This is a genomic window from Salinimicrobium oceani (genome assembly GCF_012037645.1).
Genome location: NZ_JAAVJR010001490.1, coordinates 1 through 302 on the forward strand (window position 1 = coordinate 1; position 302 = coordinate 302).

The 302-nt window shown below is 47.7% G+C and carries 1 protein-coding gene; it reads left to right on the forward strand.

All coding sequences use genetic code 11. The annotated features are described in order from the left end of the window. The coding region (locus HC175_RS22775) for a serine hydrolase (RefSeq protein WP_168140055.1) at positions 1–302 on the forward strand (302 nt) is incomplete at both ends.

Genomic DNA, 302 nt, shown 5'->3' on the forward strand with positions numbered 1-302 from the left:
TTTTGAGGGACCTCATAACAGTAAGATCACCTGGGAACATTTGCTCCACCAGACATCTGACTGGAGCGGACAACTGTGGGGTAGCTTTGACTGGGCAGACAGACCTTCTTCCCAGCAGAACATAGATCAATGGCGGGCAAGAGTACTACAAGAACCAGGAACTTCTTTTAAATACAATGATGTGCGGGTGAATGTGCTGGCGTATTCTCTGCTTAACGTTTTTAGGAAACCACTACCACAGGTGCTTAAGGAGCAAATCATGGATCCTATAGATGCTTCGCCCACCTGGCGCTGGTATGGAT